This is a genomic window from Pseudoalteromonas shioyasakiensis, assembly GCF_024518675.1.
GTDB lineage: Bacteria > Pseudomonadota > Gammaproteobacteria > Enterobacterales > Alteromonadaceae > Pseudoalteromonas > Pseudoalteromonas shioyasakiensis_B.
Window position 1 is genome coordinate 581,945 of sequence record NZ_JANIGL010000003.1, and the last position, 25,672, is coordinate 607,616.

The 25,672-nt window shown below is 38.9% G+C and carries 24 protein-coding genes and 2 pseudogenes; 10 read left to right on the top strand and 16 right to left on the bottom strand.

Annotation, left to right across the window (positions count from 1 at the left end; all coding sequences use genetic code 11):
* Positions 1–151 precede the first annotated feature (151 nt).
* The 3 genes from NQT69_RS12015 (at position 152) to NQT69_RS12025 (ending at position 2,948) form a co-directional block, all read left to right on the top strand.
* Positions 152–382: a hypothetical protein gene (locus tag NQT69_RS12015; protein WP_256827905.1), complete on the top strand. Its 231-nt coding sequence runs from the start codon at positions 152–154 to the stop codon at positions 380–382.
* A gap of 58 nt (positions 383–440) precedes the next feature.
* Positions 441–1,784: an N-succinylarginine dihydrolase gene (astB, locus tag NQT69_RS12020; RefSeq protein ID WP_256827906.1), complete on the top strand. Its 1,344-nt coding sequence runs from the start codon at positions 441–443 to the stop codon at positions 1,782–1,784.
* Positions 1,785–1,952: 168 nt separating this feature from the next.
* A complete protein-coding gene (locus tag NQT69_RS12025; RefSeq protein ID WP_256827907.1) occupies positions 1,953–2,948 on the top strand; it encodes a DUF4382 domain-containing protein in 996 nt (331 codons plus the stop codon).
* An 89-nt stretch (positions 2,949–3,037) separates the two neighbouring features.
* On the opposite strand, the gene NQT69_RS12030 is transcribed toward NQT69_RS12025, so the two are convergent.
* Positions 3,038–3,892: a mechanosensitive ion channel family protein gene (locus NQT69_RS12030; RefSeq protein WP_256827908.1), complete on the bottom strand. Its 855-nt coding sequence runs from the start codon at positions 3,890–3,892 to the stop codon at positions 3,038–3,040.
* A 353-nt stretch (positions 3,893–4,245) separates the two neighbouring features.
* On the opposite strand from NQT69_RS12030, the gene NQT69_RS12035 reads away from it, so the two are divergent.
* Positions 4,246–4,926, top strand: coding sequence for an SDR family oxidoreductase (locus tag NQT69_RS12035; RefSeq protein WP_256827909.1), 681 nt, complete (start codon positions 4,246–4,248; stop codon positions 4,924–4,926).
* 53 nt (positions 4,927–4,979) lie between these two features.
* On the opposite strand, the gene NQT69_RS12040 is transcribed toward NQT69_RS12035, so the two are convergent.
* The 4 genes from NQT69_RS12040 to NQT69_RS12055 all read right to left on the bottom strand — a co-directional run bounded on the left by NQT69_RS12040 (position 4,980) and on the right by NQT69_RS12055 (position 9,144).
* Positions 4,980–5,699, bottom strand: a complete 720-nt coding sequence (locus NQT69_RS12040; protein ID WP_256828074.1) for an SIR2 family NAD-dependent protein deacylase — start codon at positions 5,697–5,699, stop codon at positions 4,980–4,982.
* Positions 5,700–5,701: 2 nt separating this feature from the next.
* Complete coding sequence (locus NQT69_RS12045; RefSeq protein ID WP_256827910.1) at positions 5,702–6,718, bottom strand: Kelch repeat-containing protein; 1,017 nt, start codon at positions 6,716–6,718, stop codon at positions 5,702–5,704.
* Positions 6,719–6,797: 79 nt separating this feature from the next.
* Positions 6,798–7,649 carry a universal stress protein gene (locus NQT69_RS12050; RefSeq protein WP_256827911.1) on the bottom strand — a complete coding sequence of 284 codons (852 nt, stop codon included), beginning with the start codon at positions 7,647–7,649 and terminating at the stop codon, positions 6,798–6,800.
* A 10-nt stretch (positions 7,650–7,659) separates the two neighbouring features.
* The gene (locus NQT69_RS12055; RefSeq protein WP_256827912.1) at positions 7,660–9,144 is read right to left on the bottom strand and encodes a SulP family inorganic anion transporter; all 1,485 of its coding nucleotides are present in this window, start codon (positions 9,142–9,144) and stop codon (positions 7,660–7,662) included.
* Between the two features lie 559 nt (positions 9,145–9,703).
* Between NQT69_RS12055 and NQT69_RS12060 the strand changes: the two genes are divergently transcribed.
* From NQT69_RS12060 to NQT69_RS12070, 3 genes and pseudogenes are all read left to right on the top strand, one after another.
* Positions 9,704–9,964, top strand: a complete 261-nt coding sequence (locus tag NQT69_RS12060) for a hypothetical protein (RefSeq protein ID WP_372823122.1) — start codon at positions 9,704–9,706, stop codon at positions 9,962–9,964.
* Positions 9,965–10,138: 174 nt separating this feature from the next.
* Positions 10,139–10,522: pseudogene (locus NQT69_RS12065) on the top strand (DJ-1/PfpI/YhbO family deglycase/protease); the annotation flags it as partial.
* Positions 10,523–10,567: 45 nt separating this feature from the next.
* On the top strand, positions 10,568–10,966 hold the full coding sequence (locus NQT69_RS12070) for a ribbon-helix-helix domain-containing protein (RefSeq protein ID WP_256827913.1): 399 nt from the start codon (positions 10,568–10,570) through the stop codon (positions 10,964–10,966).
* A 50-nt stretch (positions 10,967–11,016) separates the two neighbouring features.
* Here NQT69_RS12070 and NQT69_RS12075 read toward each other — a convergent pair whose 3' ends face one another.
* Entirely contained in the window at positions 11,017–12,132 is a 1,116-nt protein-coding gene (locus NQT69_RS12075) for an FAD-dependent monooxygenase (protein WP_256827914.1), read from the bottom strand.
* Between the two features lie 103 nt (positions 12,133–12,235).
* Between NQT69_RS12075 and NQT69_RS12080 the strand changes: the two genes are divergently transcribed.
* Together NQT69_RS12080 and NQT69_RS12085 are read left to right on the top strand one after the other, a co-directional pair.
* Positions 12,236–13,123, top strand: coding sequence for a LysR family transcriptional regulator (locus NQT69_RS12080; protein WP_256827915.1), 888 nt, complete (start codon positions 12,236–12,238; stop codon positions 13,121–13,123).
* A gap of 45 nt (positions 13,124–13,168) precedes the next feature.
* A complete protein-coding gene (locus NQT69_RS12085) occupies positions 13,169–13,519 on the top strand; it encodes a hypothetical protein (protein WP_256827916.1) in 351 nt (116 codons plus the stop codon).
* 112 nt (positions 13,520–13,631) lie between these two features.
* On the opposite strand, the pseudogene NQT69_RS12090 reads toward NQT69_RS12085, so the two are convergent.
* The 6 genes and pseudogenes from NQT69_RS12090 to NQT69_RS12115 all read right to left on the bottom strand — a co-directional run.
* Positions 13,632–13,753: pseudogene (locus NQT69_RS12090) on the bottom strand (Sir2 family NAD-dependent protein deacetylase); the annotation flags it as partial.
* 25 nt (positions 13,754–13,778) lie between these two features.
* Entirely contained in the window at positions 13,779–14,105 is a 327-nt protein-coding gene (locus NQT69_RS12095) for a cyclic-phosphate processing receiver domain-containing protein (protein WP_256827917.1), read from the bottom strand.
* Positions 14,106–14,185: 80 nt separating this feature from the next.
* Positions 14,186–15,283: a cell division protein FtsZ gene (locus NQT69_RS12100; protein WP_256827918.1), complete on the bottom strand. Its 1,098-nt coding sequence runs from the start codon at positions 15,281–15,283 to the stop codon at positions 14,186–14,188.
* Positions 15,284–15,359: 76 nt separating this feature from the next.
* Positions 15,360–16,334 carry a WYL domain-containing protein gene (locus tag NQT69_RS12105; RefSeq protein WP_256827919.1) on the bottom strand — a complete coding sequence of 325 codons (975 nt, stop codon included), beginning with the start codon at positions 16,332–16,334 and terminating at the stop codon, positions 15,360–15,362.
* 12 nt (positions 16,335–16,346) lie between these two features.
* The gene (locus NQT69_RS12110; RefSeq protein WP_256827920.1) at positions 16,347–17,093 is read right to left on the bottom strand and encodes an LEM-3-like GIY-YIG domain-containing protein; all 747 of its coding nucleotides are present in this window, start codon (positions 17,091–17,093) and stop codon (positions 16,347–16,349) included.
* A 244-nt stretch (positions 17,094–17,337) separates the two neighbouring features.
* A complete protein-coding gene (locus tag NQT69_RS12115; RefSeq protein ID WP_256827921.1) occupies positions 17,338–19,356 on the bottom strand; it encodes an AAA family ATPase in 2,019 nt (672 codons plus the stop codon).
* Between the two features lie 213 nt (positions 19,357–19,569).
* Between NQT69_RS12115 and NQT69_RS12120 the strand changes: the two genes are divergently transcribed.
* Positions 19,570–20,244, top strand: a complete 675-nt coding sequence (locus NQT69_RS12120; protein ID WP_256827922.1) for a hypothetical protein — start codon at positions 19,570–19,572, stop codon at positions 20,242–20,244.
* Between the two features lie 61 nt (positions 20,245–20,305).
* Here the strand turns inward: NQT69_RS12120 and NQT69_RS12125 are convergent, their stop codons facing one another.
* The 4 genes from NQT69_RS12125 to NQT69_RS12140 form a co-directional block, all read right to left on the bottom strand.
* Entirely contained in the window at positions 20,306–21,622 is a 1,317-nt protein-coding gene (locus NQT69_RS12125) for an McrC family protein (RefSeq protein WP_256827923.1), read from the bottom strand.
* The gene (locus NQT69_RS12130; protein WP_256827924.1) at positions 21,622–23,739 is read right to left on the bottom strand and encodes an AAA family ATPase; all 2,118 of its coding nucleotides are present in this window, start codon (positions 23,737–23,739) and stop codon (positions 21,622–21,624) included. The genes NQT69_RS12125 and NQT69_RS12130 overlap by 1 nt, the downstream gene beginning before the upstream one ends.
* A gap of 250 nt (positions 23,740–23,989) precedes the next feature.
* The gene (locus tag NQT69_RS12135; protein ID WP_256827925.1) at positions 23,990–24,235 is read right to left on the bottom strand and encodes a hypothetical protein; all 246 of its coding nucleotides are present in this window, start codon (positions 24,233–24,235) and stop codon (positions 23,990–23,992) included.
* Between the two features lie 396 nt (positions 24,236–24,631).
* Positions 24,632–25,555, bottom strand: a complete 924-nt coding sequence (locus tag NQT69_RS12140) for a restriction endonuclease (protein WP_256827926.1) — start codon at positions 25,553–25,555, stop codon at positions 24,632–24,634.
* Between the last annotated feature and the right edge of the window lie 117 nt (positions 25,556–25,672).

The window sequence follows — 25,672 nt, forward strand, 5'->3', positions numbered from 1 at the left end:
GAGTTTTAACTTCATTTACCTCGTCTACAGGGAGCTCGAGCTATGACTAACTTTTATCACACTTTATATCTATTGTGGCGCTTAGACATCAGTGTTTGGCACGTTCACGAAGCAAACGATACACACACCACCGCAGAAAGGGAGCGCAGATATGTTAAGTGATTACCCTTATTTAGATGAAGCTCTAAAAAAGCTGTCTGTACATCAACTTACTATTACCGAAGCTTCAGCGCAGTATGATTTACCCAAACGTGTGATCTACAAAGCATTACGCCAACAGCAGTCAAAAATATCACAGCAAAAAGCCTACTTGCTTGCAACTCAAAAGCGTTTGCAGCAAAACTTACAAACTATCGAGCTAGAATTAGCAAATCTAAATTAAAGATATTTTTTTAATTTTCGCTATAGTTTAATAAACCCTCCAACCATGTTGTAACAAAATGAATAAAGCAGTAGAAGTAAACTTTGATGGCCTTGTTGGCCCGACTCACAATTATGCAGGATTGTCATACGGTAACGTTGCATCATTAAATAATGCTAAAAGTTACTCAAATCCCAAAGAGGCGGTACTACAAGGCCTCGCTAAAATGAAAGCGATGCACGACATGGGGTTAACACAAGGCGTTTTTGCCCCCCACGCACGACCTGATATTAACGTATTACGCCGCTTAGGCTTTAGCGGTAGTGATAGTGATGTCATTACTAAGGCGTATAAAGCGGATCCTATTTTACTGCGTGCATGCTATTCAGCCTCTGCAATGTGGACAGCAAATGCTGCAACTGTGTCTCCCTCTGCAGATACCATAGATGGCAAAGTGCACTTTACTGCTGCTAATTTAAATAATAAATTTCATCGCTCATTAGAACCTACCACCACCACCCGGTTACTCAAAGCCATGTTCAATAACAATGACTATTTTAGTCATCATGAACATTTACCCGAACAAGGTTTTTTTGGTGATGAAGGGGCTGCAAATCACACTCGCCTAACGGATGCGCATGGCAAACAAGGTTTAGAGTTGTTCGTATTTGGTGCAAGTAGCTTTAACAGCGCATTACCAAAGCCGAGTAACTTTCCAGCTCGTCAAACACTCGAAGCATCGCAAGCCATTTGCCGATTACATCAATTAAAACCATCAAGCCAATTATTACTACAACAAAACCCTGCAGTGATTGACCAAGGTGTGTTCCATAATGATGTTATTGCCGTAGGTAACGCCAATGTTCTTCTGTGCCATGAGCAAGCTTTTTTGAATCAAGCTGATGCCTTAAAGCAGGTTAGGAATGCATACCAAGGTGATAAAACACTTCACATTATTGAAGTGCCAACTGCGAAAGTGAGTATTCAAGATGCCGTTACCAGCTACTTATTTAATAGTCAATTAGTCAGTTTGAATAACGGGAAAATGCTCTTAGTCGCTCCACAAGAGTGCCAAAATAACCCCTCTGTAAATACATTTATCAATGAAATGATCCGCGCTGATAACCCAATTAATCAAGTGCAGTTTTTTGACTTAAAACAGAGTATGCAAAATGGTGGCGGCCCTGCATGTTTACGTCTAAGAGTGGCACTAAATCAACAAGAGCTAGCCGCAGTTAACGCTGGCATTATATTAAACGATAGTAAGTACCAACAACTTTGTGTTTGGGCAAATAAACACTATCGTGACAAGCTCAGTAGTGAAGATTTTGCCGATGCTAATTTATTAACCGAAAGCTGGCAAGCGCTCGATGAGCTAACTCAGATTTTAAACTTAGGCTCTGTGTATCCATTCCAGCGTTAACAGGTACTGAGTGTCAATTTTAACCCCCTATCTAGCAATATAGCTGTTAGTAACTAACAGCTATCAAAACCTTCAACTAAACCTAGTAACCATTTATTAACCCAATTCAACTGTGTTAAGTAGTAACCTCTATACTGATGCCAACACTGAGGAAGAAAGGGTTAAATTATGAATATCAAAACAACACTATTAAGTAGCGCTATTTTAGTTACACTCACGGCATGTGGTGGCTCAGACAACAATGACTCATCTACACCACCGCAATCTGCAAAATTTAGTTTAGGCGTCTCTGATGCACCTGTTAGCGGCTTACGGGAAGTGAATGTCGTATTTAACTCTATCACCCTAAGACAAGCTAATGGCGCAGAAGATATTACCTTTGAAACACGTGAAGCGGATGACGAAACCAAACATGAAATGGTTAATCTGCTTGACTATACTGGCGATGATATCTTTTCATTACTAGATGGTGAAGACGTACCAGCTGGGGAGTATTCATGGATCCGTGCCGATATTATTAATGGCGATGAAAACGATCTCCCGATGACCTCACACGTTGTGTATGAAGACGGAAGCATTGCACCTTTGGTTGTTAAACGTAAAGGTAATGACGGTATTGGTGAGATCCAACTTGACGGCTTTACTCTAAATCAAACTGATAATGATTTTGTACTTGAATTTGATTTGAAAAAGTCGCTTGTCGATCCACAAAACAACGATGAAATATTCTTAAAGCCTCGCGGCGTTCGTTTAGAAAACTTAGCTGAGTCAGAAGATATTGAAGGTACTGTGAGCGACGTACTTATTGCCAACTGCGAAACAGATAATATCGCACTAGCTGCTGAAGATGGCTCATTCGGTCATGCCGTTTACCTTTATAGCAGTGATGTAACTGAGCCACTGGATAATTACGAAGTAACCGAAGATGAAGCACCTGTTGATGCGCCTCTAGCGACAGCCAACGTGGTGTATGATAGCGAAGACAATGAATATGAATTTGAGCTTGCCTTCATCACTGCTGGTGATTATCAATTAGCTTATACCTGTGCAGCACATATTGATGATGCTGAACTACGCGATGAGGCATTTACACTGTACCAAGTTAAGCCTGTTACGGTAACCGCGGGTGATGATCTTGACGTGACTTTCACTATTAGTCAGTAACACTAAAATCGGCCCTGTATAAGTAAAAAAGCCGTCAGCTAACGCTGACGGGCTTTTTATCTACGTTCAAATACCTTCAAACACAACGGTTATACTTCTTTGTTAACAGTGATTGCCGAGGCCATCGACTCCGAGATATGCAGCGTGCGCTGCGGAAATGGAATAGTCAGACCCGCTTGCTCAATAGACTCTTTCACTCGTTTATTAAGATCCCAAACTGTTTGCCAGTAATCGCCATTTACGGTCCAGCCACGTAACTGAATATTCACAGCACTTTCACCAATTGAAGCCACCATAACTTTTGGGGCTGGCTCTGGTAATAATCGGCTTTCTGACGCAGCGACTGCTTTAAGTACATTTAAGCCTTCATCTATTGAATCTGTAAACGAAATACCCACAACAATGTCCATACGCCTTTTACCATTACGGGTGAAATTTTTGATATTTCCACCCCAAACTTTGCCATTTGGCGAGGCAATATAGAGACCGTCAGTGGTTTTAAATATTGTGGTAAATAAATTTATTTCACTCACAGTACCTGTTGTGCCACTTGCATCAACAAAGTCCCCTACTTTAAAAGGCCTAAGTATTAATAGCATAATGCCTGCAGCTATATTACTAAGCGTATTTTTAAGCGCCAAACCTATCGCTAAACCCGCCGCCCCCATCAGAGCAATTAAGCTTGCTGTATTAACACCAAAAATATCTAGGATAAACAGCCCTGCAATCACATATACCAAATAACTAACAACACTTGATAAAATAGGTAGCAAGGTATCGTCCACTTTCTTAAGTGGTGATTTCGAATTTTTGATTGCTTTTTTAACCGAGCGTGCAGTTAAGATGCTGGCAGTAACTATTACCAATGCTAATACTAAGTTATACCCTAAAGTAATGAGAGTATCTGAATGGTTTTGCCAAAAGACTAAAAGCTTATCTTTCACGTTATATTTCCGAAAATAATTGCTGTAAAAACAACATAATATAAAACTGAGCACGATGCTTTAAAGCAGCCCAGTTTAACTTCACTCTTTAGCGAATGGCCGATAAAAGTAACTGACTTAAATTTGACCACTCGCTGAGCGCGCGCGAGTATATAGCTATCGCGCTTATAAACCTATTGTTTTTTATTTAAACTCATCACTAACTGCGCTTTTTAACTGCAAAGCAAAAAGTGTACTTAGGTAATGAGCCACGATTTTACTGACTATTTCAAATTCAATGTAGGTTAAGGCAAGGTTGTTACTGTGTTCAGCTTACCCATAATTTTGAATATGCAATCATAGGAGAAATACACATGGCGCAAAGTAAAGTAGTACTTATAACGGGTGCTTCTAGCGGTATTGGTAAAGCTACAGCCGAAACACTGGTAAAGAACGGACATAAAGTTATTGTAACAGCTAGAAATAAAGACAAGTTAGCTAACCTTGTTGATAAGCTAGGCGATAAAAATGCAATTGCAATTCCTGCTGATGCAACTGACTTTGAGGCATTAGAAAATGTCGTTCAAAAAGGCATAGAGCATTATGGCTGTCTCGATGTTGTCTTTGCTAATGCAGGAATAGGCGTTAAAACGCCTGGTACCGAAAATGGTGACATCGACGAGTGGCGTCAAATGCTAGATATTAATATCAACGCTCTCCTTTTTACTGCAAAGCTAACTCTCCCCCATTTGCGTACAACTACTGGACACTTTATTTTAACCAGCTCTGCCGCTGGCCGTAACCCGATAGCAGGGTCTATTTATGGGGCAACAAAGTGGTTTGCTTATGGGTTTGGGCAAAATCTTGCGCAAGAAATGAGTGAATGGAATGGTCGTTGTACAACGATAGCACCAGGCATGGTGAACACACCTTTTTTTGATGAAGCAAAGCCCGATAAACTTGACCCACAAGATGTAGCTGAAGCTGTGCTTTATGCTATTAGTGCTAACTCACGTTGCAGTGTCCGTGAAGTATTCTTAATGCCCAGTAACTAAGTTATAAATAACTAAGTAAATAAGTCTCCCACCTTGCCTAGCTGGAAGACTTACTACTCTTCACTTTGAATATAATCCAAAGCGGTCATTTTTCTATAACTGACATTAGGGTGCATAATGTGAGCAGGATCGGGGTCAACCACTTCAATAGGAATATCGTAGTTACGAGCAATATCCAGTGCCATTTGAGTAATATTGACGCTAAATGAGGTACCCATAAACACGACTTTATCAGCGGCGAGCATTCTCTGTTGCGCTTCACTAATACGATAAAGCTCAGTGTAATATTCATCAAATAGCAGTACAAAGGGCTTTAGCGATTGGTTAAGTACCGGCTGATAGTTTTCAATTTTAAACAATTCAAGCAACGAGTCGTGCAAACGGCTTTCATCAACATTATCCCAAGGAGTGGTTTGTGGTGTTACTTCATCGCCCTGATGATGGAACAATGTCAGTTGATCAAGTCGGCCATGTATCGCAATGTAATTTTTATTACCGGCTTTACCATCGAGCCCATCAATATTTTGGGTGATTAAGTTTTTGTCACTCAGCCATTGGTGCACTTCATTTGGCCCATGATTACGATACGTAGCAAAGCGATGGTAATACCAGGCTAAAAATTCTCGTGGGTTGTTTTCATACATAGCACGGGTAGCCATTTCCATTGGCGTATAGTTTTGACTGCCGATAGTCCAATAGCCATCTTCACCACGAAAAGTAGGAATACCACTGGCAGCGCTCACACCGGCCCCGGTAATATATAATGTATTCATCATTACTCTTTAACCTTATAGCCCACTATTTGATTACTCACTTGCTGTTGGTTGGTCATACCACCTATACGATAAAGTATGCCGTCATGCTCTAATAAGCCGCGGTGATCCATGCTTGCTGTTTCAAGCGGTGTCATTACTTGCCAACGATTATTAGCGATATCAAAACGCCACACATGATTACTGGCGGGTGCGGGTTTGCCGTTATAACCAATACCATCATAGTTATAGGGGTTATTTGAGCCTGCTAGCATATAAATATCACTGCTATAACTGGTTGCTGCCATGCGATAATGAGCCTTGCCTGTTGGGTGATCCAAAGTACGCCAATCTATTTTAAGAGGGTTTTGCTCATCTATGGTGCCTTTTAAGCACTGTGCAACGCTTGCAAATGAACGACGTTTATCTGCATTCGCTTGAGTTTTAACGCCATCACAAATAACAATGGTATTGCCACTAATGGCTGCTGCTTGGCCAAATACCGGCTCGCCTAAAAACGGCGAGGCTTGTTGCCAAGTATCTGTTTTCGTGTCGTATACTTGCACTAAATTAACGTTGCCATCATTATGCCAGCCACTCACTAAATAGATGTAACGCTGCTGATAGCTCAATGCGACACTGTCATCCACAGGCACTGGCATATTAGCAAGTTGAGTATAGCGGTCATTTTTTAGATCATAACGATAGACATCTGGGCTCGATATTTCACTGTGATCACTACTTACCGTATAGCCGCCAAATACATAAGTATATTCGCCAAGGCCAATAGCGGTGCTAGCCAAACGACCTTTTGGTTGCAAACTACTGGGCACAGGTGATTTTGCTTGCCATTGTTTATCACCAAGTTTTAGCGACCACACTTTGTTGTGCACACTGTGGTGATCTTTATTGGCACCTAAGCCCATAAAACTTAAAAAATAGGGTTGGTCATTAACAACAACTTTAGCAACCGCATTATTAGCAACGGGTTCAGGCAAAGCAGGTAAACTGGCTAAGGCAAGGGAAAACAGTAGGCTCATAAAAGTTGTTTAAGAAATTAGGAATAATGACTAAGAGTAACATAACCTCAACAGCTTTAAACTGCTGAGGCTTTTTAGATTAACGCAAAACGATTAACGGTAACGACGTACTTTCAATCATTCTCATAGTATTACTCCCCAGTAGCACTTGTCTCAGTTTAGAATGCGCAAAAGCCCCCATTACTACCATATCAACGGCATGGTTTTCTTTATAAGTCATGAGTGAATCAAATATAGGCCCAGTCAAATAACTCGCTTCTACATCAAAGCCTTGACCCTGCAATAACGCTTTTGCAGTTTTAAATTTACTTTGTTGATCGCTGACGTTATTTTTCACTGTTACTAAATGACACTTCAAACCTTGTAATAACCCACCTTCAATAATACGTTGCACTGCTTTATCGGCGGTTTCACGGCCATCGTAGCAAAGTAAAAAGCTTTGTGGCTGTTTAAAAGCTTGATTAGTAATTAACACAGGCGTGTGAACTTGACGAATCACATGCTCAATATGTGAGCCCAAGGCCTTAAACGATTCACTATGCCCTTGCCCACAACGGCCAAGTACAATTAAACGGGCATCCGCCTCAAGATCGCAAATTGCATCGGTAACCTTACCATGGCGCTGCGTACTTTCCACCTGTTCATGACCTTGAGAAATCGCGCTTTGTTTTGCATACTCAAGTAACTCTTTGCCTAGTTGCAAAGCCAGTTTACTGTGCTGTTCGTCAAGTTCAGCCATTTGATCAAGCAATGCTGAGCGTGCGCCAAAGCCTATCGCACCACTGAGGTTTTCGCTATGCACTGCGCGTTTTTTTTCAATGGCATGCAAAAAAATTAAAGGGGTGTCTAACTTACTAGCAGCCCAAATACCTGCATTACATACTGAATCTGTGTAATTTGAGTTATCAATACAGCTAATTATTCTATTCATTTTAGACTCCTTAATGGCCTGCCATTAGTTTTTCAACTTGCTCTGGATCGTTATGAACTGCAAATTTATCAACCATAGTCGCAGTTGCCTCACTCATACCGATAATTTCAACCTCAGCACCTTCACGCCTAAACTTGATCACCACTTTATCTAAAGAAGTAACTGCTGTGATATCCCAAAAATGGGCATGAGTTAAATCAATGACCACTTTATCAACCACCTCTTTAAAATCAAACGATGCAATAAACTGCTCACTTGAAGCGAAGAACACTTGACCTATAACGTTGTACGTACGTTGCTCGCCATTTTGCTGAGTGCGTACCACCATAAAACGACCGATTTTATTGGCAAAGAATAACGCCGACATTAATACACCAACAAACACACCAATGGCTAAATTATGGGTTGCCACCACAACAGCAACCGTCACTATCATGACAAGGTTACTCGACAATGGGTTCGTCTTCAGATCCCGTATTGAACTCCATGAAAAGGTGCCAATTGATACCATAATCATCACAGCCACTAAGGCTGCCATAGGGATTTGTTTTAACCATTGGTCTAAAAATACAACCATCAGTAGTAAAAATACCCCAGCAGTAAAACACGACAACCGCCCACGCCCACCTGATTTAACATTGATAATAGATTGCCCAATCATTGCACAACCTGCCATGCCGCCCATTAAACCCGCGCCAATATTTGCAATACCTTGGCCTTTACACTCTTGGTTTTTATCACTGGATGTATCTGTTAAATCATCTACTATGGTTGCCGTCATCATCGACTCTAATAAACCCACAACCGCTAGACCTATTGAGTAAGGTAAAATAATCAACAATGTTTCTAGATTTAGCGGCACATCAGGCCATAAAAATACCGGTAGAGTATCTGGCAGATCACCCATATCACCAACGGTGCGAATATCCATGCCCATAAATATTGCAAATACGGTAAGTGTCACAATGCACACTAAAGGTGAAGGAATTGATTTACCAATCACTGGTAAGTAAGGAAATAAATAAATAATGCCTAAACCCGCGGCAGTCATAGCGTAAACATGCCAAGTTACGTTGGTAAGCTCAGGTAACTGCGCCATAAAAATCAAAATGGCCAAAGCATTTACAAAACCAGTAACAACAGAGCGAGAAACAAAACGCATTAAGCTGCCGAGCTTAACAACGCCTGCTAAAATTTGAATAACACCGGTAAGTAAGGTCGCAGCCAGTAAGTACTCAAGGCCATGGTCTTTTACTAATGTCACCATTAGTAAAGCCATCGCACCGGTTGCGGCAGAAATCATCCCAGGACGACCACCAACAATAGCTATGATCACAGCAATACAGAATGAGGCATACAAACCCACTTTAGGGTCAACCCCCGCAATAATAGAAAACGCGATAGCTTCAGGAATTAAAGCTAATGCAACCACAATACCGGCAAGCAAATCGCCACGAATGTTAGCAAACCACTCGAGTTTAAATTTTTCGAACATAGAAAACCTTGTTTATGTGTTATCAATTTTCAGATGTCATGGCCACAGTAATATTGGCTTTAATTAAAGAGCCATTAACTGGGAGTCAAAACATTATTGAGATTGATAAAATCTAAAAAACCACAAACCCAATACCGCAATACATGTGTATGTTCTTTAAGGTAAGTTGAATCGTGTTTAAATATTTTTGATGGCGCAAAAAAGCACCTGCTGAAAACAGCAATTGATCGCCAAAATTAATACATGGCATTTTTGAGGGGGAGGAAACCTAGGGCGGCGTAATGCGCAAAATACATACCTTTCACAAAAATAATTGGCAAAATAATAGGTTAATTAATCTGCAAAATCAATAAAAAGAAAGCTCTTCATCGCCTACTGGATTAAAAACCACCTTAATTATGAGTAGTCGTAATCAAACGTTACCCATTTGCGGGGATCTAACGTATTTTGTAGTACTCCTATATTACCCAATTAAAGGGTGTGTATGTTTTACTGGTTATACATCTTACTTAGATGCAAGACTACTGACTATCAACACACATTTTATACGGAGTCGAATATGGCTAAAGTACTTATGATCACCGGTGATTTTGTTGAAGACTATGAAAACATGGTGCCATTTCAAGCATTACTAGCAATGGGCCACGACGTTGATGCTGTCTGCCCTGAGAAAAAAGCGGGTGAGACTATCGCAACTTCAATTCATGACTTTGAAGGCGATCAAACCTATATACCCAAGCCACCTCAAGATGCAGAATTCAGCGTTTCACAGGGGCTTAATATCAAGGCGTTACTTTGCAGGAATGGCGCTCCCTTTTAAGAAGTAACAACGATGAGAGTAAGTTCCTGTGAAGCGCCCAGAGGGTTGGTTTAAAAGCGATTTATACTGCGTTATTGATTTTAACAATAGAACCACTATTACTTGCAATCAATGCCTTGCCTATATCGCTTTTAATTCCAACTGAAACTCGCATCTTGAGGTGGTTTGGGTATACAAAAACGCGGACATAACTTTGCCCTCAATGCGACGTTTGCCGAAGTAGACGCTAAAAATTACGACGCTCTATACTTACCAGGCGGCCGTGCTCCTGAATATTTACGTTTAAACGAAAAAGTAATTGAAATTATTCAGCACTTTGCCAAGGCCGATAAACCTATCGCGTCTATCTGCCATGGCCCACAACTACTCACAGCAGCAGGTGTAATTGAAGGTAAACGAGTATCAGCATACCCTGCTTGCCAACCAGAAGTAAAAATGGCCGGTGCAGAATATGTTGAATTACCTATGGATGGCGCAATTACCGATGGTAAGTTAGTGACTGCCCCAGCTTGGCCTGCACACCCTGCCATGTTGAAACAATTTGTGGCATTGTTGTAACAATCGTTATTTGCTCAACAATCAGTAAAATTCTGGAGGTAGCTTATGTGCCAACTTTTTATCAATGCCGACAGCCAGTTATGGACTTGTCGGACTAAATCTTTACGCATTGATGGCGTGGTTACCTCCATTCGTCTTGAAGAGTTCTTTTGGCATATTTTAGCAGAAGTCGCGTTTCGCGATCAGATGAGCGTTAATCAAATGATCACCAGACTCTACCTTGAATCCCTTGATGCTGATCATGACATAGGCAACTTCACCTCATTTTTACGAGTCTGCTGTTCGCGTTATTTATCGCTGGTGGCTGATGGCGACTTAACCCGAGACGCTCACCTGCCGCTAAATGAAGTAAATGCCAAAACGGTGCTTGAGCAAGAGCAACTTCGCACAGCCCTGCGTAAAAGCCGCTTTGGTGTTGATACATCAAAGTCATCTATCAACTAATTTTGTCTGGAAATAGCCATAGCGGTTAATGTCAAAACCAGCAAAGGCCGTTAATTATCTAACCCCTGCATCCATAACGTTACCAACTGCTGAGCAGAAATACCTAAAGCTGGCGCCTCATTATTATGCGCTTTGCTAGTAAAAATTTGCTGCGCGACTTTCCGGCCAACTAATTGAGAGGCTGAGGCTTTATCTATACGTTGTTGATAAAACGTCGTTAAAGCGAGCTCTAAATCATCATGCTTTTCTAAAACCCGAACAAGATGCCAAGCATCTTCCAACGCCTGACACGCCCCCTGGCCTGAAGTAGGTAAAGGAGCATGAGCCGCATCACCAATAATAAGTACGTTGTCTTGGTGCCAATATGGCAAACGGTCAATATCGTGTACAAAAATTAACTTGAGTGAATCTTTATTATAAGATTTAAGTACCTGTTGCACAGCATCTGGCCAAGTTGAAAAGCGCTGATGCATTTGCTCATACCAATCACAGAGCGGCCGTGTTTTATCAATATCTGCACTCCACCCTGCGGCCCAATAACAAAGATCAGCTTTAATAGGTACAATACCAAAGCGCTCGCCAGCTGCACGAAAATCATGGATCACATTATCTAAAGTGCTCGGTTTTAATTGGCTAATCGCAATAATATTAATAAACCCCTGATACTGAGGAGCCACTTTTTCAGCATATAAGAATTGCCTTACCACAGAATTCATTCGCCCATCTGCACCCACCACTAAATCAAAATCTTGTTTTAGTTGAGCAATCTCTGATACGGTTATTGCGCTGTTAAAATGTATGTTTACCCCTAAATCAGCTAATGTGCGATCCAGCACACTCATAAGATCACGAGGTAAGATACTGACACTAGAAAAGCCAGTCAGAGTATTTATCTTCGCAATATCAAATTCATTTTGCACTGCGCCATACTGATCGAACTGACGCATATTCATAGGCATACCACCGAGTGCTTGGATCTGTTCATGCACACCCATTTGCTGTAACACAAACATTGCATTAGGCCATAGTGTGACCCCCGCACCAATCGTCGAGATTTTAATATCGCGTTCAAATAAGCTCACCTTATACCCTTTTTGTGTAGCAAGAATAGCCAGCGCTATACCACCAATACCCGCACCCACAATAGCAATTCGTTTACCGTTCATATTATTTTCCTCAAAAATTAACTGAATAACCATTATCACAAAGTCATTTTTTAAGATAAATTGGTAATAATTGCGTTATTAATCCCATATTTTGAGTTAATGAATGATAGATAAAATCGAACTGCAATGGTTAATCAGTTTTCAATGCGTTTATGAACAACTGAGCTTTAAACTCGCTGCCGAGCAATTGCAATTACCTACATCCAATGTCAGTCGTCATGTCGCGTTATTAGAGCAGCAGCTTAATTTAAGATTATTACAACGTACCACCCGAAAAATGGTGGCAACCACAGCGGGTAAGCAGCTTTACCAATCTATTACCCCACTGACACAAGCGATGGATGACTCGCTAGAAGAGCTATCTTTGCAAGGCGAGTCTCTTGCTGGGCACCTTAAAATCATCATGCCTGATCTGCCTTTTTTAGCCGAAATAATAGTCGAATTTTGTTTTTTGCACCCTCAAATACAACTAAGTTGTGATACACAATTAAACCCTAGTGAAGGATTGCTAGAAGGGTTTGATATAGTACTACGCTTTGGCCGCGGACCTTTAGATGATTCAGGCTGGATCGCGAAAGAGCTGCTGCGCTGGCCCAGTTGCATTGTTGGCGCACCACAATTAATCAACAATATACCTGTACCGCGCTCGTTAGATGAGTTAACTAAAGTCCCCTGTATTACGAGTTTATCTGTACTGCAGGGCATGCCCTGGCGCTTTAAACAGCAACAAACAGCGCACGTAAAATCAAACTTTAAAGTAAACAGTGGCAATATGGCCAAAGCCGCTGTACTTAAAGGATTAGGCTATGCAATTTTGCCCATTCACGCATGCCAAGAACATATAGACAACGGTTCATTGATCAACATTAAACTCGACCATGAGCCAGAAGATCTGGTGCTATATGCATTCTATGCAGGCAGAAAATACCCACTAGAGAAGGTGAAAGTTTTTTTAGAATTCCTAAAGTCTAAATGCGCTACACTTCTGTAAGGTATAATGTAACTCAATGCGCATACAAGCTAAACGCGGAGAAATATGAATAAAGTTGGTATATTTTGGTTTGCACAAAACAAGCTAGTTTTTATAGCTGAGTTAGCAACACATTATAATGCTGATCAATACGGTTTAATTGACAGTGCTTTTTTACATATCCATGAATGGGAAAAACAGCATATTTACTCACGATTTGGCCTTAAATTAGTAGGTACTGAGTACCAACAGTATCCCCGTGGCCGAGTTATATTTGATACGAATCTACAACGGACACATGTGTTTTTAGACAAACATATTTTTAAAACCAAGGTTAAAAACCAAATTATAACGGCATTTAACCTCCATCCAGATACCACCAAATGGTTTGATGATCCTCATTACAGGTGCTTTTAATCATTTACTAATTAATCGCCCTGTGCAACGAACAGAAGTCATCCCATTTTTTGTATATAGTCGATTGCCGTCATTTTTTTATATGTGATGTTTCCAATTGAGAACGCCACAGGGTCAGGATCTTCATCGGTGTATAATTTTTACTGCAATGGACCAATAACCGTCTTGCCCCCGGAAAGTTGGGATGCCACTGGCTGCACTTAAACCTGCGCCAGTGATATATAATATCGTCATAAATAATCCTGTTTAATTGTAATATTTACGACTCGTTATTGCAGCGATTAGAACCCTGCTGATTTCTAGCCAGTAAGTTAATTTGTGTAATTGCGCGCTCCATTTTTATGCGTGCTGAGCTATTAGATGAATGAACGGTTATTGCTGGTGGTACAAAGCCATCAATAAACACTGCCCGCTCAATCCAAAGTAAAACGTCATAGCCAGTGCCTTTAGTATCATTTCCTAAATCATGATCAAGGCTGAGCTGCTTTACTTTACCGGTCTTCAAAAGTTTAATCACTTCATTAGGCCAATAGGCTCGTAACCAACCGGCTGGAGTTTCCCTCTCATCATCTAAATATAGGTTCATAGATTTATACCACTTAAAAAAGTATTCAGACTCTGAAAACAACAGCTAACAACCCTTTAAGTACAAATAGTGAATAACCGTTATTTCCCGGAGGGCGGCGGGGCTTGATTACGAATAAATGCGGGTATATCAAAAATATCTGAGGCTTGAGGTTGAGTGATCACCACTTCGGGCTTTTTTAATTCGCTATCTGCCGCTTTATCGTGCTGCTCTACAACCATCTTTGCACTCGCCCCTGTCGCTATAATCAATAATTCATAATTGCTGACTAAATTTTCAATTTTAGACACTCCGCAAATCACCAGCGCATTAGGGCTTACTTTCTGGCGTACCGTGTCGGTGATGAGGTTATAACTACCCAGTGAAATCTCCTCTTTACAATTTACTTGCACAATAACACCCGAGCTGGATGACATATCTACCTGATTAACTAAGGGGTTATTAAGTGCACTATCAAGTGCAGTAGTAAATTCGTCCTCACTATCACATTTACCAACGCCCAGTACAGCATCACCTTGGCAATCCATGATTTTAGCAAAGTCGTTTAAATCAACGTTTATTAAACCTTGAAAGCACAGCATATCGATTAATGACTTAATTAGTGAGTGGAGTATTTGATTTGAGTGTTTAAATGCATCAAACAACCCAACATTATTACCTAAAACCTCAATAAGTTGATCATTGGGTAAAGTGATCACCGCATTTGCATGCTCTTTTAGGGTATTTAAACCTGCTTGTGCAACGTTTGATCTAAACTGCCCTTCACTGCTAAAAGGTAGCGTTGCAACAAATATCACAGGCTTATTTTGTTCACGAGCAAGCTCTGCGATATAAGGACTGGCGCCGGTACCAGTACCACCACCGAGCCCTGTTGCGCACAATAAAATATCGCAGTTATTTATTAATGCTAAAAGTTGATCTTTGCTTTCTTGCGCCGCTTGTAAGCCAACCTCAGGATCGGCGCCAGCACCATAACCATGTGTCAGTTCAGCGCCAATCAGCACGGCATCATCACTTTGGGTATGTTCGAGCACAACTTTGTCAGTATTAACACTAAATAACTTTGCTTGTTTACTCTCGCGCTGCTCATAAATACTATCTAACGTATTACAGCCACAACCTCCAATGCCAAATACACCAATAGATAAACCATCTTGCTGCTCAATTAATTGAAACATAACCACTCCTTTATTTTTAAAAGGAGCATAACAAACCGGTGCGTCAATTTTTGACGCACCTAAGCTTTTAAATAAATTAAAGGTAGTTTGCAGTCGCCGCTTTAAGCTTGCTAACAATTCTTTGCCGAAGCTTTTCTGGCTTAATCACTTCAAGCCAATGAGCACATTTAAATAGCTCATCGGTCAATTGCTCGATATCAATAGTTTGATAGGTGAGTAATACATTTTTATCGTCAATATGTTGCTTGTCAGTCAGCTCGCCAAGTTCAATAAAACCTTGATTAACCGCAGAATGGTTAGGCACTTTCACAACTAACTCAATCGTTTCTTGCGACTTACCTTTGTTAATCGCACTACGTAACGATTTTAACTGCTCAGCACTTGGCTCACGTCGTATCTTTTGCAAAATGTGTACATTACGAATGCGATAAACCGGCATTTGGTAGCATTTATCGTGAAGCGCCCCCACCATAAACTGCGCCATTAAAACGCCGCCTTGCTCAACTAAGTTATAAAAGCTTAATTCAGCAAACTTTAGCCAATGCGCCTCATCATAAAGCACCCTATATAGCTCAGCACTCACTGCACGTTTATGTTTAATAGCATGCTCTATTTGCGCAACCAACTGAGTATCAATATTAACTTTTAAAGGAGGTTTTGGCATAGTTGAAAGCCAGTCAGGCACATGACCATTAAAACGCTTCAGCGCCTGCTCCGCTTTAGTATGCACTGAGCGCTTAACATCACTGGGGACAGATTGCGGTAGTAGCTGCTCGAGCAGCAAATAATGCCCCGCTACTTCACTGCTCATTATTTGTGCTTTACCACCTCGCCACTGCGTATTGATAGACCAACCATATGGTTTACTACGTGTGTCTTTTTCAAGCCCAAAACAACCTTGGTTGTAAAGTGATTGCAAGTCGCGTTGCAGCATGCGACATGTAAGCTCAAAGCCACGTTCAATCAGTTTTTGCTGCAGCTGTTGGGTCGAGATAGAGCTTGGCGCTATTGGCACAAGCTCTAAAATTGATAAATGGCGATGTGAATTCATTAAATTATTTAACTACTTCCTTGGTAAATAACTATAACCTTGTTGCATTGACGGTATCGGATAACCATCGCTGTCAACTAACAACCGTCCGCGAAGATGGTGCTCATCCTGAGCTTGGCCTACAAACTCCCATCTATTTGGCTTCCCTTTACTCGCTCTAGTAGAAAGAGTAGAGCCAGCTTCAAACCAAGCCTCAATTTTATAAACTTGGATTACAACCCCATCGACTACTGCTAATGCCATGTTGTACTCATTTTTTTCTCTAGTTTCCGCTGATACGCCATGCCAAAACTGTCGAGTCATATCATAAATTTCAGGTTCGGACAATGTGGGTGAGTATGTTTGATTTATATAAAATAAAATACACTTTTCTTTTATATCATCAACTAGAACTGGCTTCACCGAATGTAACCTTTCAAGCTCTTCAATTGTTAAGCGCCCTTTAACTACCCCATGCCCTCTGACCACATTTGTCAGATTCTCTAAACCCAGTGCATCAATGATAGCTGCCTCAACTTCAAAAGCTGTTTGTTCATCTAATCCATATCTTAATATTTCAACTCTGGGCTCTTCATTTACAGCTCTAATTTCTGCTATTTTCCTTGCTTTACCAGACTCTTTACCTATTTCTTTTAGGTGATCAAAAGCTCTGTTATTGTGAGACGCTTTTCCGACATAAAAGATCTTATCATTACTTGGGTCAATTAACCCATATACATAACAACCGAGTTGCTCTTTTACCAATTTTGAAAATTTCATGTTTAAATCTATTATTTATCATAATCATATACTTGGAAGAGAAGATCTGAGCCTTATCTTTAAGTAACATATGTAACCTATGTAACCTATGTAACCTATGTAACCTATGTAACCTATGTAACCTATGTAACCTATGTAACCTATGTAACCTATGTAACCTATGTAACCTATGTAACCTATGTAACCTAGCATATACGGTATAACTACAAAACTTTAATAAGCAAGTACTTTATACTGTTACACCTCAAACAAACCCAATCTTCTGCTTTCCGCCTTCTTTTAGAGCATTTTGTTCTTGTAAAATCGATAACATTCGCTCTTGAGTCATTCGTTTTTTTGAAAACCTCATTTGCCTTTTTACAATCGCAAAATCACCTGGTGTTAACTTCGGCAGTTTGAATAATTCATGCATTAGCTGCTTATTTAATACTCCAGGGCCTAATGTATCTTTAAATAATTGTTTAGTCTGCACCGGAGTCAGGTAGGTTAAATTTAAATTAAAATCAAATCGCCTCATTACCGCTTTATCTAAGTGTTTAGCAAAATTAGTAGCAGCAAAAAGTGGGAGTTGAAATTGCTCCATATGGCATAGTAATTCGTTGATTGTTTGCACTTCCCAATTTGCCGTCGCTTGTTCACGGCTACACAATAAGCTATCTGCCTCATCAATAAATATTGCACTTCCTTCTTGTGTAGCTTGTTTAAATAATTGAGCAATGTTTTGCTCACTTTCGCCAACCCACTTGCTTAATAAGTCTGATGCTTTAACTGAAATAAGTTTAAAATCAGCTTTTTCGCATAAATAATTTACAAAAGCTGTTTTACCTGTGCCTGGCGGGCCTGTTAGCAGAGTTCGTGAACTCGAATACTCGATTACAGCCTCTTCTACCTGTTCGAGTGATACATATTCAGACTCTATATTCACCATTTTAGGGTTAAACTTTTGCGCTGCTTGATAAGTTAATTCATGTGCTGAAAAGCCGCATGCAGTTAAGGTATCTTGAATATTCTCTTCTATGCATTCACGGGCGGTTTGTGCTTTAAATCCGCATAACCTAGCTACATGTACTGCTTTAGCAATATGAGCTGGCAGTAAGTTTTGTTGAGCTGCTAATTTGCTAATAAAACTGTTACCAACACTTAAGCCTTTAACATATTTACCGATCATTTTTTCTTTAGTCGTTTTATTTAGTTCAGGAATTTCGTAAACAATATTAAATCGCCTAATAACGCTTTGTGGTAAATCCTCTAAATGATTGGTGATCCAAATACTCACTACAGGGTGATTTTCAATGTAAGTATGTAGTAATTCTTTTGAGAAGCTTTTAGAGAATAAATCACGCTCAAAAATGTTTTCACACTCATCCAGTAACAGCATTGTTTTTTTACGCTTGCCAACCAACTTACTCACCACATTAAAGTGCTCTAAACGCAGCTCAGAGCTTGCGCTTCGGCTATCGAGCTCGTTTGTTGGGTTTATTAAATTACTACCTTTAGCTTGCACCTTTAGCAACTGCGAACCACAGGATTGCGCTATATATTTCGCCAATGAAGTTTTACCTGAACCTGGCACACCATAAAATAAAATACTCAATGCTTGCCCACCGGTCTTAGTCGCATTTTGCGTAGCTTTTAGTAATGTATTTAAATCTAGGTGAGATAAATCAGCAGCGCTAAGTTCAGAAGCCTCACAAGAAGTGACCAAGTTAGATAAAATATCACTTTCACTATTTAACTTATCCTCGAGAAGGCTTTTAGCAATTGCGTTTGGTAGTATTAAAAACTCATCTTCCCCAGCAAATATCTCCATATCCATTGAATACATACCAGATTCAATAATTAAACTAATTTGCTTGTTGATTAGTGCTTCATCAATACCAATCACAGAAGCTATTTTTTCTAAAATAACGCTCGCGTAATCGTCGCGTAAGTATTCAACAAGTTCGCGTAATGGTTTACTGAGCGTCATGCAACACGAAAAAATAACTAAAGGAGTAACCATTTTTGGTAGATCAAACGCTTTACAAAATATATACACATTTTTTTGCAACGTTTTAGGCATTGTGCTGATTGCTAAATGATCTAATCGCGAGATCAAATCATCAACATCTAAGCCCTGTAAATTTGTATAGCTAAAGCCAGAAATGTTACATAAAGCCTTTTTAAATAGCTTATCTTGCCAAAGCTCTTCTACGTCGAATTCTTCCAATAATTCAGTGGTAAAGTGTGCCACAATACGTTTTAATTGAGGGGTTGTGTTCATGTTATTTACCTAGTTGTTATTAACTGATGTAGCTATATTACTAAGTAGAAAAAAGTAACGTACCCACAACCCTGTCTCAAAAAAAACGCATAGCACATTGATAATGTTAGCTTTTTATTTTTTTGTTTTCTTTCGGTTTGTTTTTTTATTAACCCCTTGTTTTTTAGGCCCTGCAGAGGCATAAACAGAGCTATAAAGTTTTTTTGGACTTTTATGAAAAATGTAAATTTAGGATCGGCAAAAAACCCGATAATTCTAAAGAATAAGCATCAAGATATCGAATCCGAAAAGTACTATGCCAGACATAAAAACGGAGAAATGTATATCCATAGGCCTCTTCTACAGATGCATACTATAAACAATCATGAACTAGATAAGAATGACCCTGAAAGTGGCACCTTTGCTTTTCATAAGTTAAGAGATGACCAAGACTGCTTTACAAAAAATGTTATCTCCAATCCTCATCTACAACCATTAGAGGCGAAAATTTTATTGGCACTCAATGAATTTTTTCAAGCTCATTGGTCTTATGAGATGGTTTATATCTGTAGCTCCAACATAATAAACCTTGATAACTTTGGTGACGATGAGGGCTTTTGGATAGCTGAGGGAAGTACTGAGTCTTTAGTAGAAGTAAATGACGTTCCACTATATAAACTATTAGGAAAATCACTAAATACAAGTATTAGCAACGAAAAGCTTAATAAAATACTCATAAGGTTAGATAGTTTTCACTATATCAGTGTCACACCGGTCACATTCGAAAATTCCAAGCTTGGTATCAGCAAAAAACATAATAAAAACCAACGTGCTTATTTAAAAATAATACAAATAAATGAGCTGATGGACTCAAAGAACCTAGAAAATACTTGGCTTATAAAAAGCTAACACTTAATTGTTAGCTTGTTAATTTTTCTTATACTGATTGCATATCCCCTCACCTTACATACTAAATTGCATCTATTTGCACACAACTCAAATCTATTCTTTTTTCACACTCAGCTTCGATATCAAAAGGAACAACCCACAGCTTTAATTTTCCACCTTTGTAATTAAAGCTATGCTCAAACGGTTTTTTAAACGCGTCTGTTTTAGGATAAATAAGTACCAAACTCCCTTTGCCATTTAAGTAACTATGACCATAACCAAGCATTTGATAAAAATCAGATTGAGATAAACCAAACTTATCTTTTCGTTTAGAGTTTTGCTCGTTTATTAATTTCCATTTTGTATCAAGTACAATGTCATTATCTTTATCAATAGCACCTTCGCGTGAGATGTATAAATCGGGCTTTAATAAAAAATATGGCGTATTAGCATAATCAACCAACGACTCAGTGCTTACCTGAGCAGATACTTCCCCGGAACCTATAATATGCTGTTTCAAATGCTGAGCAACGAAGCTTTCAAATACCGCTTCCATAGGAAACAACAATGAAAATGCATTACTCTTACCTTGCAATGTTAACGGAGAAAACCCATCTATAATTAGCCTTGCCCACGCCAGTGGAACTTCGTAATACTTCATCCCTCTATCTAGCTTAACGCTAGCAAAGTCATTTTTAACATTATTACTTAATGGTATATCTGCAAAAGCAAATAACAACTCTTGCAGTAGTTTTTGGTTATTAGCACTGCGGCTGTAGCCTTTAACCTTTACAAGTGCAGTATGTATTAAACGGTTAACCGGCCTATCTTGTAAATACTCTTCATACTCTACATAAAACTTATGCTTATTAATAAAGTTATACTTAACTTGCTTACCTACTAAAAGCTTACCTTTTAAAAAGGCAACGTTATCTTCTTTTAGTACATAGTCGCTTTTAAGTCCGCGTTTTATTAAGGTATTTACAGAGGCTAAAAACTGGCTAATAAAAACCTCTAGCAGAGGTATTTTATTTTCAGCTAAATTGGCGTTATTGGTTTGTAAGTGCCTAAACTGCTTGAGTGATTTAAGCATCATTAGTAATGACGCGCGCGAGGTACTATCATCACTATTTTTAGCTACTTTAGGCAATACTTCTATTTGGGTTCCATCGGGAGTAAAAATCACACCTGCATAGTTTTTAACTTGTAAGACTTCGCAGTTATCGATTTGCTTTAAACGTAAAAATCGACTTTCTGATTCATCACATAAACATAAACCTTTTAAATAGTCGTATGCGCTTTGTGGAATAAACTCTACCCGATCAGGCATTTGAGCTTTTTCACAAAAGCCCAAATACCCAAACTCAAAAACAGTAGTTTGCTTTTTTACTTCCGGCATTACTGAACACTCGTAGCTGTATCTTCGTTTTCTTCGGTATTACTGGTATCTACGAGGCTATTAAGTACTTTTTCGTCATAAATAGTTTGATAGGCTTTCGGGTTATTCCATGCTGAATTTTGATCGTTAAAATCAGCTAGAGTGTAAGTAGTTTTTTTATCTTCATATGTCTCTAGGCCATGATTAGAACCAAAGATTTCCTTATAAGTCTCTGTATTCGTTTTAACAAAGGCAAGCTTATCTGTCTTTTTACGATTATCACCTAAAACTAAGCTAATTTTGTTCCAGTCTTCAAAAAAGTACTCTTCTAGTAACGGGATGATTTTATTTTTAAAGGTATTTTTAAGCTCACTAAAGGCTTTTTCTTCAGTATTATCGTCAGTATTCAAAGCGTCTAACACAGGAATTAAAAAAGCATGCCCTAATGTATGTTCTCGGTCGTATAGTACTTCTATACGTTTATTAATTGTTTCAAGTAGCACTTCAAGTTTAATACCCTTAACCTCTTTGTCTTTAAAGATCTCAGGCTGTGGCATCATTTCTATAAAGTCAAAACGGCGTCGCAATGCAGTATCCATCATCGCTAATGATCGATCGGCGGTGTTCATGGTGCCAATAATATAAAGGTTATCAGGGACTGAAAACTTATCACCAGTGTATGGCAAGGTCACTTCAAGTGCTTCATCATTTCCTAAACGCTTTGATAGCTCTATTAGTGTGATCAACTCACCAAATATCTTTGAAATATTCCCTCGATTTATTTCATCGATGATTAAAACGTAGTTATCTGCTTGCTTAACTCTATGAACAGTCTCAACGTTGATACCCTTTTCAAGTAAATATGATAATGTATTATTTACATTGAATCTTGATAGTAACCAAAAGGTCGGGACATGAAAGTTTGTACTATCATTTAAGCTTTTTAAATCAACCGAAATATCTTTAGCTAACCATCTCACAGGAATTTGATGGCAAAAATCAGGTCTTGTTGGTACTCCTTTTTCATTGAAAAAGTAAGCCCCTGTTATAACGCCAATCGCTTCAACTGAAGATTTACTATTTATGCAAAGAATTAAATCTCCAATATTGGTTTCTTGAGAAAAAGAGGCTAATGAGCTTTGATCATTTTTACCAAGCCCATTAAAATAATTATTGTGCTCGCTATTCTTTAAATCACCAGTATCACTCCACCCTACAACTGCGATATTATTTTCATAACAATACGTTTTTGCTGGGTTTGAACTGGTACTTTCTATTGAAATTTTCCAAACTTTCCCCTTTGTATTGATTAAACTACCTGTATCTAATTCAACTCGTTTAGTAGCATCCTTACATATTTCTTTAAATATGCCGTCTTTTTCATAATAACTTAACTGCCCATTTTCAGTTTTAGCACAAAGCCCCTCAATAAACTCTTCGTAACCATAGCTTTGGTGAAAAGTTACAAAACGAATACGGTCATTATCTGTAAGTGACTTGTAAAGCTTTGTAAGTTCTTTTCTTTGTTCTTTTGATGCACCTAATGAAGGTTTAATTTCTAGCGCTTTGTATTTTTCAGGCTCAGCAGCTTTTACTGCGGCTTCGATTGTATAGTAAGTTTTACCTGTACCTGGTGGGCCATAAAGAATTTGATTTAAGGGGGAAGGTATTATTTTGTTAGCACATTTATCCATGTCATCTATCGTAACCATTTCTGAATCCTCTTCATCTTGTAAATATACTATTGGACTATTTTTATTACCTTCCATTTCAACTGTAAATTTATTTTTTACATCATTTAAAAGAGGCTGGAAATCAAGTGCATCTTCTATAAATAAGACTCGATTATCTTCCGGTACACTGTCTTTCTTTAAAGATATCCTCAATCCATTTCGGGTAAATCTTAGTGTAATTAGTGGTGTGCCTCTATTTTCACTAGAACCCTTAACACCGAATCTAAAGGCTCGTTGATTATTATCTTTTGCGTTATTAATCGTATAACAGTCACATTGGGGGAAATATTCACGAATCAAGTTAAAAGAATCAACAAATAATTTTTGTTGTTGATTACTCTTTAACAATAGAAAACTCTTACTTTTTTCATCCATATGAATAGTAAAAAACTCTTCAAATTCCATTTACTTACCTTTTAATATTTTATAAATTGAACAACAAACAAAAGCTAGCTTAAAGAATGAACAACGATGCATTTACACATCTCTATTTATTAATATATCTTATACATACAGTAAAATGCGCATTTCAGCAATTAGTTATTACTTTTCATAACCTTACTTAATTTTCGTCTCTTTACATCTCTCTAATCACTTTTACATTTTGTGCATGCTCAAATAGCTCTTTGTATAATACTTCATCACGGTTTATTTCTTAAAAACACTCCGGAAAGTACTCCCGCAATAACTTCATCATATTGCGTTTTTGTTTAAAATCCTTCATAAGAACAGCAATCATGTCATATAATAACGTGCAGTCAGCGTTACTATCTTTTAAGCTTTTTTCTATTTTAATTAATAAATTAGTTGCTTCACGGTAGGCGTCATTATTGGTTTTTTCAATCATGTCGCTCAGTGACTTATGATACAAGTCTATCGACTCTTGTGGGTGCTGCGCCATTATTAGCTCTGCTAACGTTATTAATTAGCTCGATTTAACCTCATGCTTTGCAGCCCATGAACGTGCTTTTTCAATGTCATTTTGATCAATATAAAAATCCAGTAATTCACTCGGATAATTAGAAAAGCGATGAATACCTTAGTTTTGCTGAGTGCCTTGATTTGATAGCGATAGTAATAATTGCTCTACCTTTTGCGTAAACTCTGCGTCAATGATGCCGGTTTTTAGTTGTAACGTTTGTAAATCTTTAAAAGCATTAAAACTATATTATATTCTTGCCGGTGTTGTTGAACCATTGCTATGTGTTCTCTAATTTATTTAGTAGCGATAACGTAATGCCCTCTATCTCTATCCTGCAAAATGAACCGCACTGCGCTAAGCGCTTATTCGCGTACGTTAATCTTCCATAAAGTAATCGCTATCGAGCGCTTTTACTTCAAATACGTGTTTGGTGCTTACGCCTAAGTCATGGGTAAGCATGAGTTCGGTTAGTTGTGCGCCATCCACCAGCACTATACGTTTTTCTATCATGTCTACGTATTTGAGGGCATCTTTACTAAAACCGCTGGTAGTAATAAACACGCCCTTCTTAGCACGATGCATATCAAGCGCACCTGCAAAAGCTTGTATATCTGGTCTACCCACTGTTTTATTGGTGTAGCGCTTAGCCTGTAAATATATCATTTCGAGGCCGAGTTTATCTTCTTTTATTACACCATCAATGCCACCATCTTGGGTGTATTGCGTTGCTTGCCCTGCATCTTTGCGCGAACCGCCGTAACCCATGGCAAGCATTAAGTCGACTACTAGGTTTTCAAAAAATACGGGGGATGCTGCTAATATCGCTTTTAGTATTTCGTCAGTTAAATTGGTATTGAGAGTATCAACTGCAGCTTCTATAAGTTCTTCAGGAGTTTTATCTGAATTGTTACTGACTATGCTAGTGGCATTGTCTTGTGCAGGTTCACTTTCGTCTTTAGAACGTGTTTTAAAATCAATAAAAGCTGCAAACTTGCTTAAGTATTGATTATTGATTGGCTCGCCAGATTCAATTGCAGCTAAGCCTTTTTGCGTTATTTTACAAAAAGCTCTTTTCGGTTGTTCGATCAAACCCGCTTGCACTAAATAAGTTTTAGCCCAGCCTAAACGATGATAGGCATAGGTTTGCTTGCCGCTCGGAATGCGAAGCTTTAATTGTTCGGCACTAAGCCCTAGCTTCCGGTAAACATCAGCGTCTATATCACGTAATTTAACCGTTTTGCCATTGGCTAAACATGCTAAAAGAGGAGTCATAAAAGATTGGTAATTGGGTAATGACATACGATTCCTTTGCCAGCCTTATTAGCTAATAACTAAATGGCTAATCCATTGTTCTTGTTACAAAGGATAATATACAAATTAGGATTATGGGGCAAAGGTTATGTCGGTTGGATTGCT

Excerpts from the sequence above, each read along its gene's own strand:
- NQT69_RS12100 (WP_256827918.1), bottom strand. The coding sequence starts at position 15,283 with ATGTTTCAATTAATTGAGCAGCAAGATGGTTTATCTATTGGTGTATTT.
- NQT69_RS12080 (WP_256827915.1), top strand. The coding sequence starts at position 12,236 with ATGATAGATAAAATCGAACTGCAATGGTTAATCAGTTTTCAATGCGTT.
- NQT69_RS12095 (WP_256827917.1), bottom strand. The coding sequence starts at position 14,105 with ATGAACCTATATTTAGATGATGAGAGGGAAACTCCAGCCGGTTGGTTA.
- NQT69_RS12115 (WP_256827921.1), bottom strand. The coding sequence starts at position 19,356 with ATGAACACAACCCCTCAATTAAAACGTATTGTGGCACACTTTACCACT.
- NQT69_RS12110 (WP_256827920.1), bottom strand. The coding sequence starts at position 17,093 with ATGAAATTTTCAAAATTGGTAAAAGAGCAACTCGGTTGTTATGTATAT.
- NQT69_RS12140 (WP_256827926.1), bottom strand. The coding sequence starts at position 25,555 with ATGTCATTACCCAATTACCAATCTTTTATGACTCCTCTTTTAGCATGT.
- NQT69_RS12045 (WP_256827910.1), bottom strand. The coding sequence starts at position 6,718 with ATGAGCCTACTGTTTTCCCTTGCCTTAGCCAGTTTACCTGCTTTGCCT.
- NQT69_RS12120 (WP_256827922.1), top strand. The coding sequence starts at position 19,570 with ATGAAAAATGTAAATTTAGGATCGGCAAAAAACCCGATAATTCTAAAG.
- NQT69_RS12060 (WP_372823122.1), top strand. The coding sequence starts at position 9,704 with ATGGCTAAAGTACTTATGATCACCGGTGATTTTGTTGAAGACTATGAA.
- NQT69_RS12050 (WP_256827911.1), bottom strand. The coding sequence starts at position 7,649 with ATGAATAGAATAATTAGCTGTATTGATAACTCAAATTACACAGATTCA.
- NQT69_RS12135 (WP_256827925.1), bottom strand. The coding sequence starts at position 24,235 with ATGGCGCAGCACCCACAAGAGTCGATAGACTTGTATCATAAGTCACTG.
- NQT69_RS12040 (WP_256828074.1), bottom strand. The coding sequence starts at position 5,699 with ATGAATACATTATATATTACCGGGGCCGGTGTGAGCGCTGCCAGTGGT.
- NQT69_RS12025 (WP_256827907.1), top strand. The coding sequence starts at position 1,953 with ATGAATATCAAAACAACACTATTAAGTAGCGCTATTTTAGTTACACTC.
- NQT69_RS12085 (WP_256827916.1), top strand. The coding sequence starts at position 13,169 with ATGAATAAAGTTGGTATATTTTGGTTTGCACAAAACAAGCTAGTTTTT.
- NQT69_RS12035 (WP_256827909.1), top strand. The coding sequence starts at position 4,246 with ATGGCGCAAAGTAAAGTAGTACTTATAACGGGTGCTTCTAGCGGTATT.
- NQT69_RS12015 (WP_256827905.1), top strand. The coding sequence starts at position 152 with ATGTTAAGTGATTACCCTTATTTAGATGAAGCTCTAAAAAAGCTGTCT.
- NQT69_RS12075 (WP_256827914.1), bottom strand. The coding sequence starts at position 12,132 with ATGAACGGTAAACGAATTGCTATTGTGGGTGCGGGTATTGGTGGTATA.
- astB (WP_256827906.1), top strand. The coding sequence starts at position 441 with ATGAATAAAGCAGTAGAAGTAAACTTTGATGGCCTTGTTGGCCCGACT.
- NQT69_RS12125 (WP_256827923.1), bottom strand. The coding sequence starts at position 21,622 with ATGCCGGAAGTAAAAAAGCAAACTACTGTTTTTGAGTTTGGGTATTTG.
- NQT69_RS12130 (WP_256827924.1), bottom strand. The coding sequence starts at position 23,739 with ATGGAATTTGAAGAGTTTTTTACTATTCATATGGATGAAAAAAGTAAG.
- NQT69_RS12070 (WP_256827913.1), top strand. The coding sequence starts at position 10,568 with ATGTGCCAACTTTTTATCAATGCCGACAGCCAGTTATGGACTTGTCGG.
- NQT69_RS12055 (WP_256827912.1), bottom strand. The coding sequence starts at position 9,144 with ATGTTCGAAAAATTTAAACTCGAGTGGTTTGCTAACATTCGTGGCGAT.
- NQT69_RS12105 (WP_256827919.1), bottom strand. The coding sequence starts at position 16,334 with ATGAATTCACATCGCCATTTATCAATTTTAGAGCTTGTGCCAATAGCG.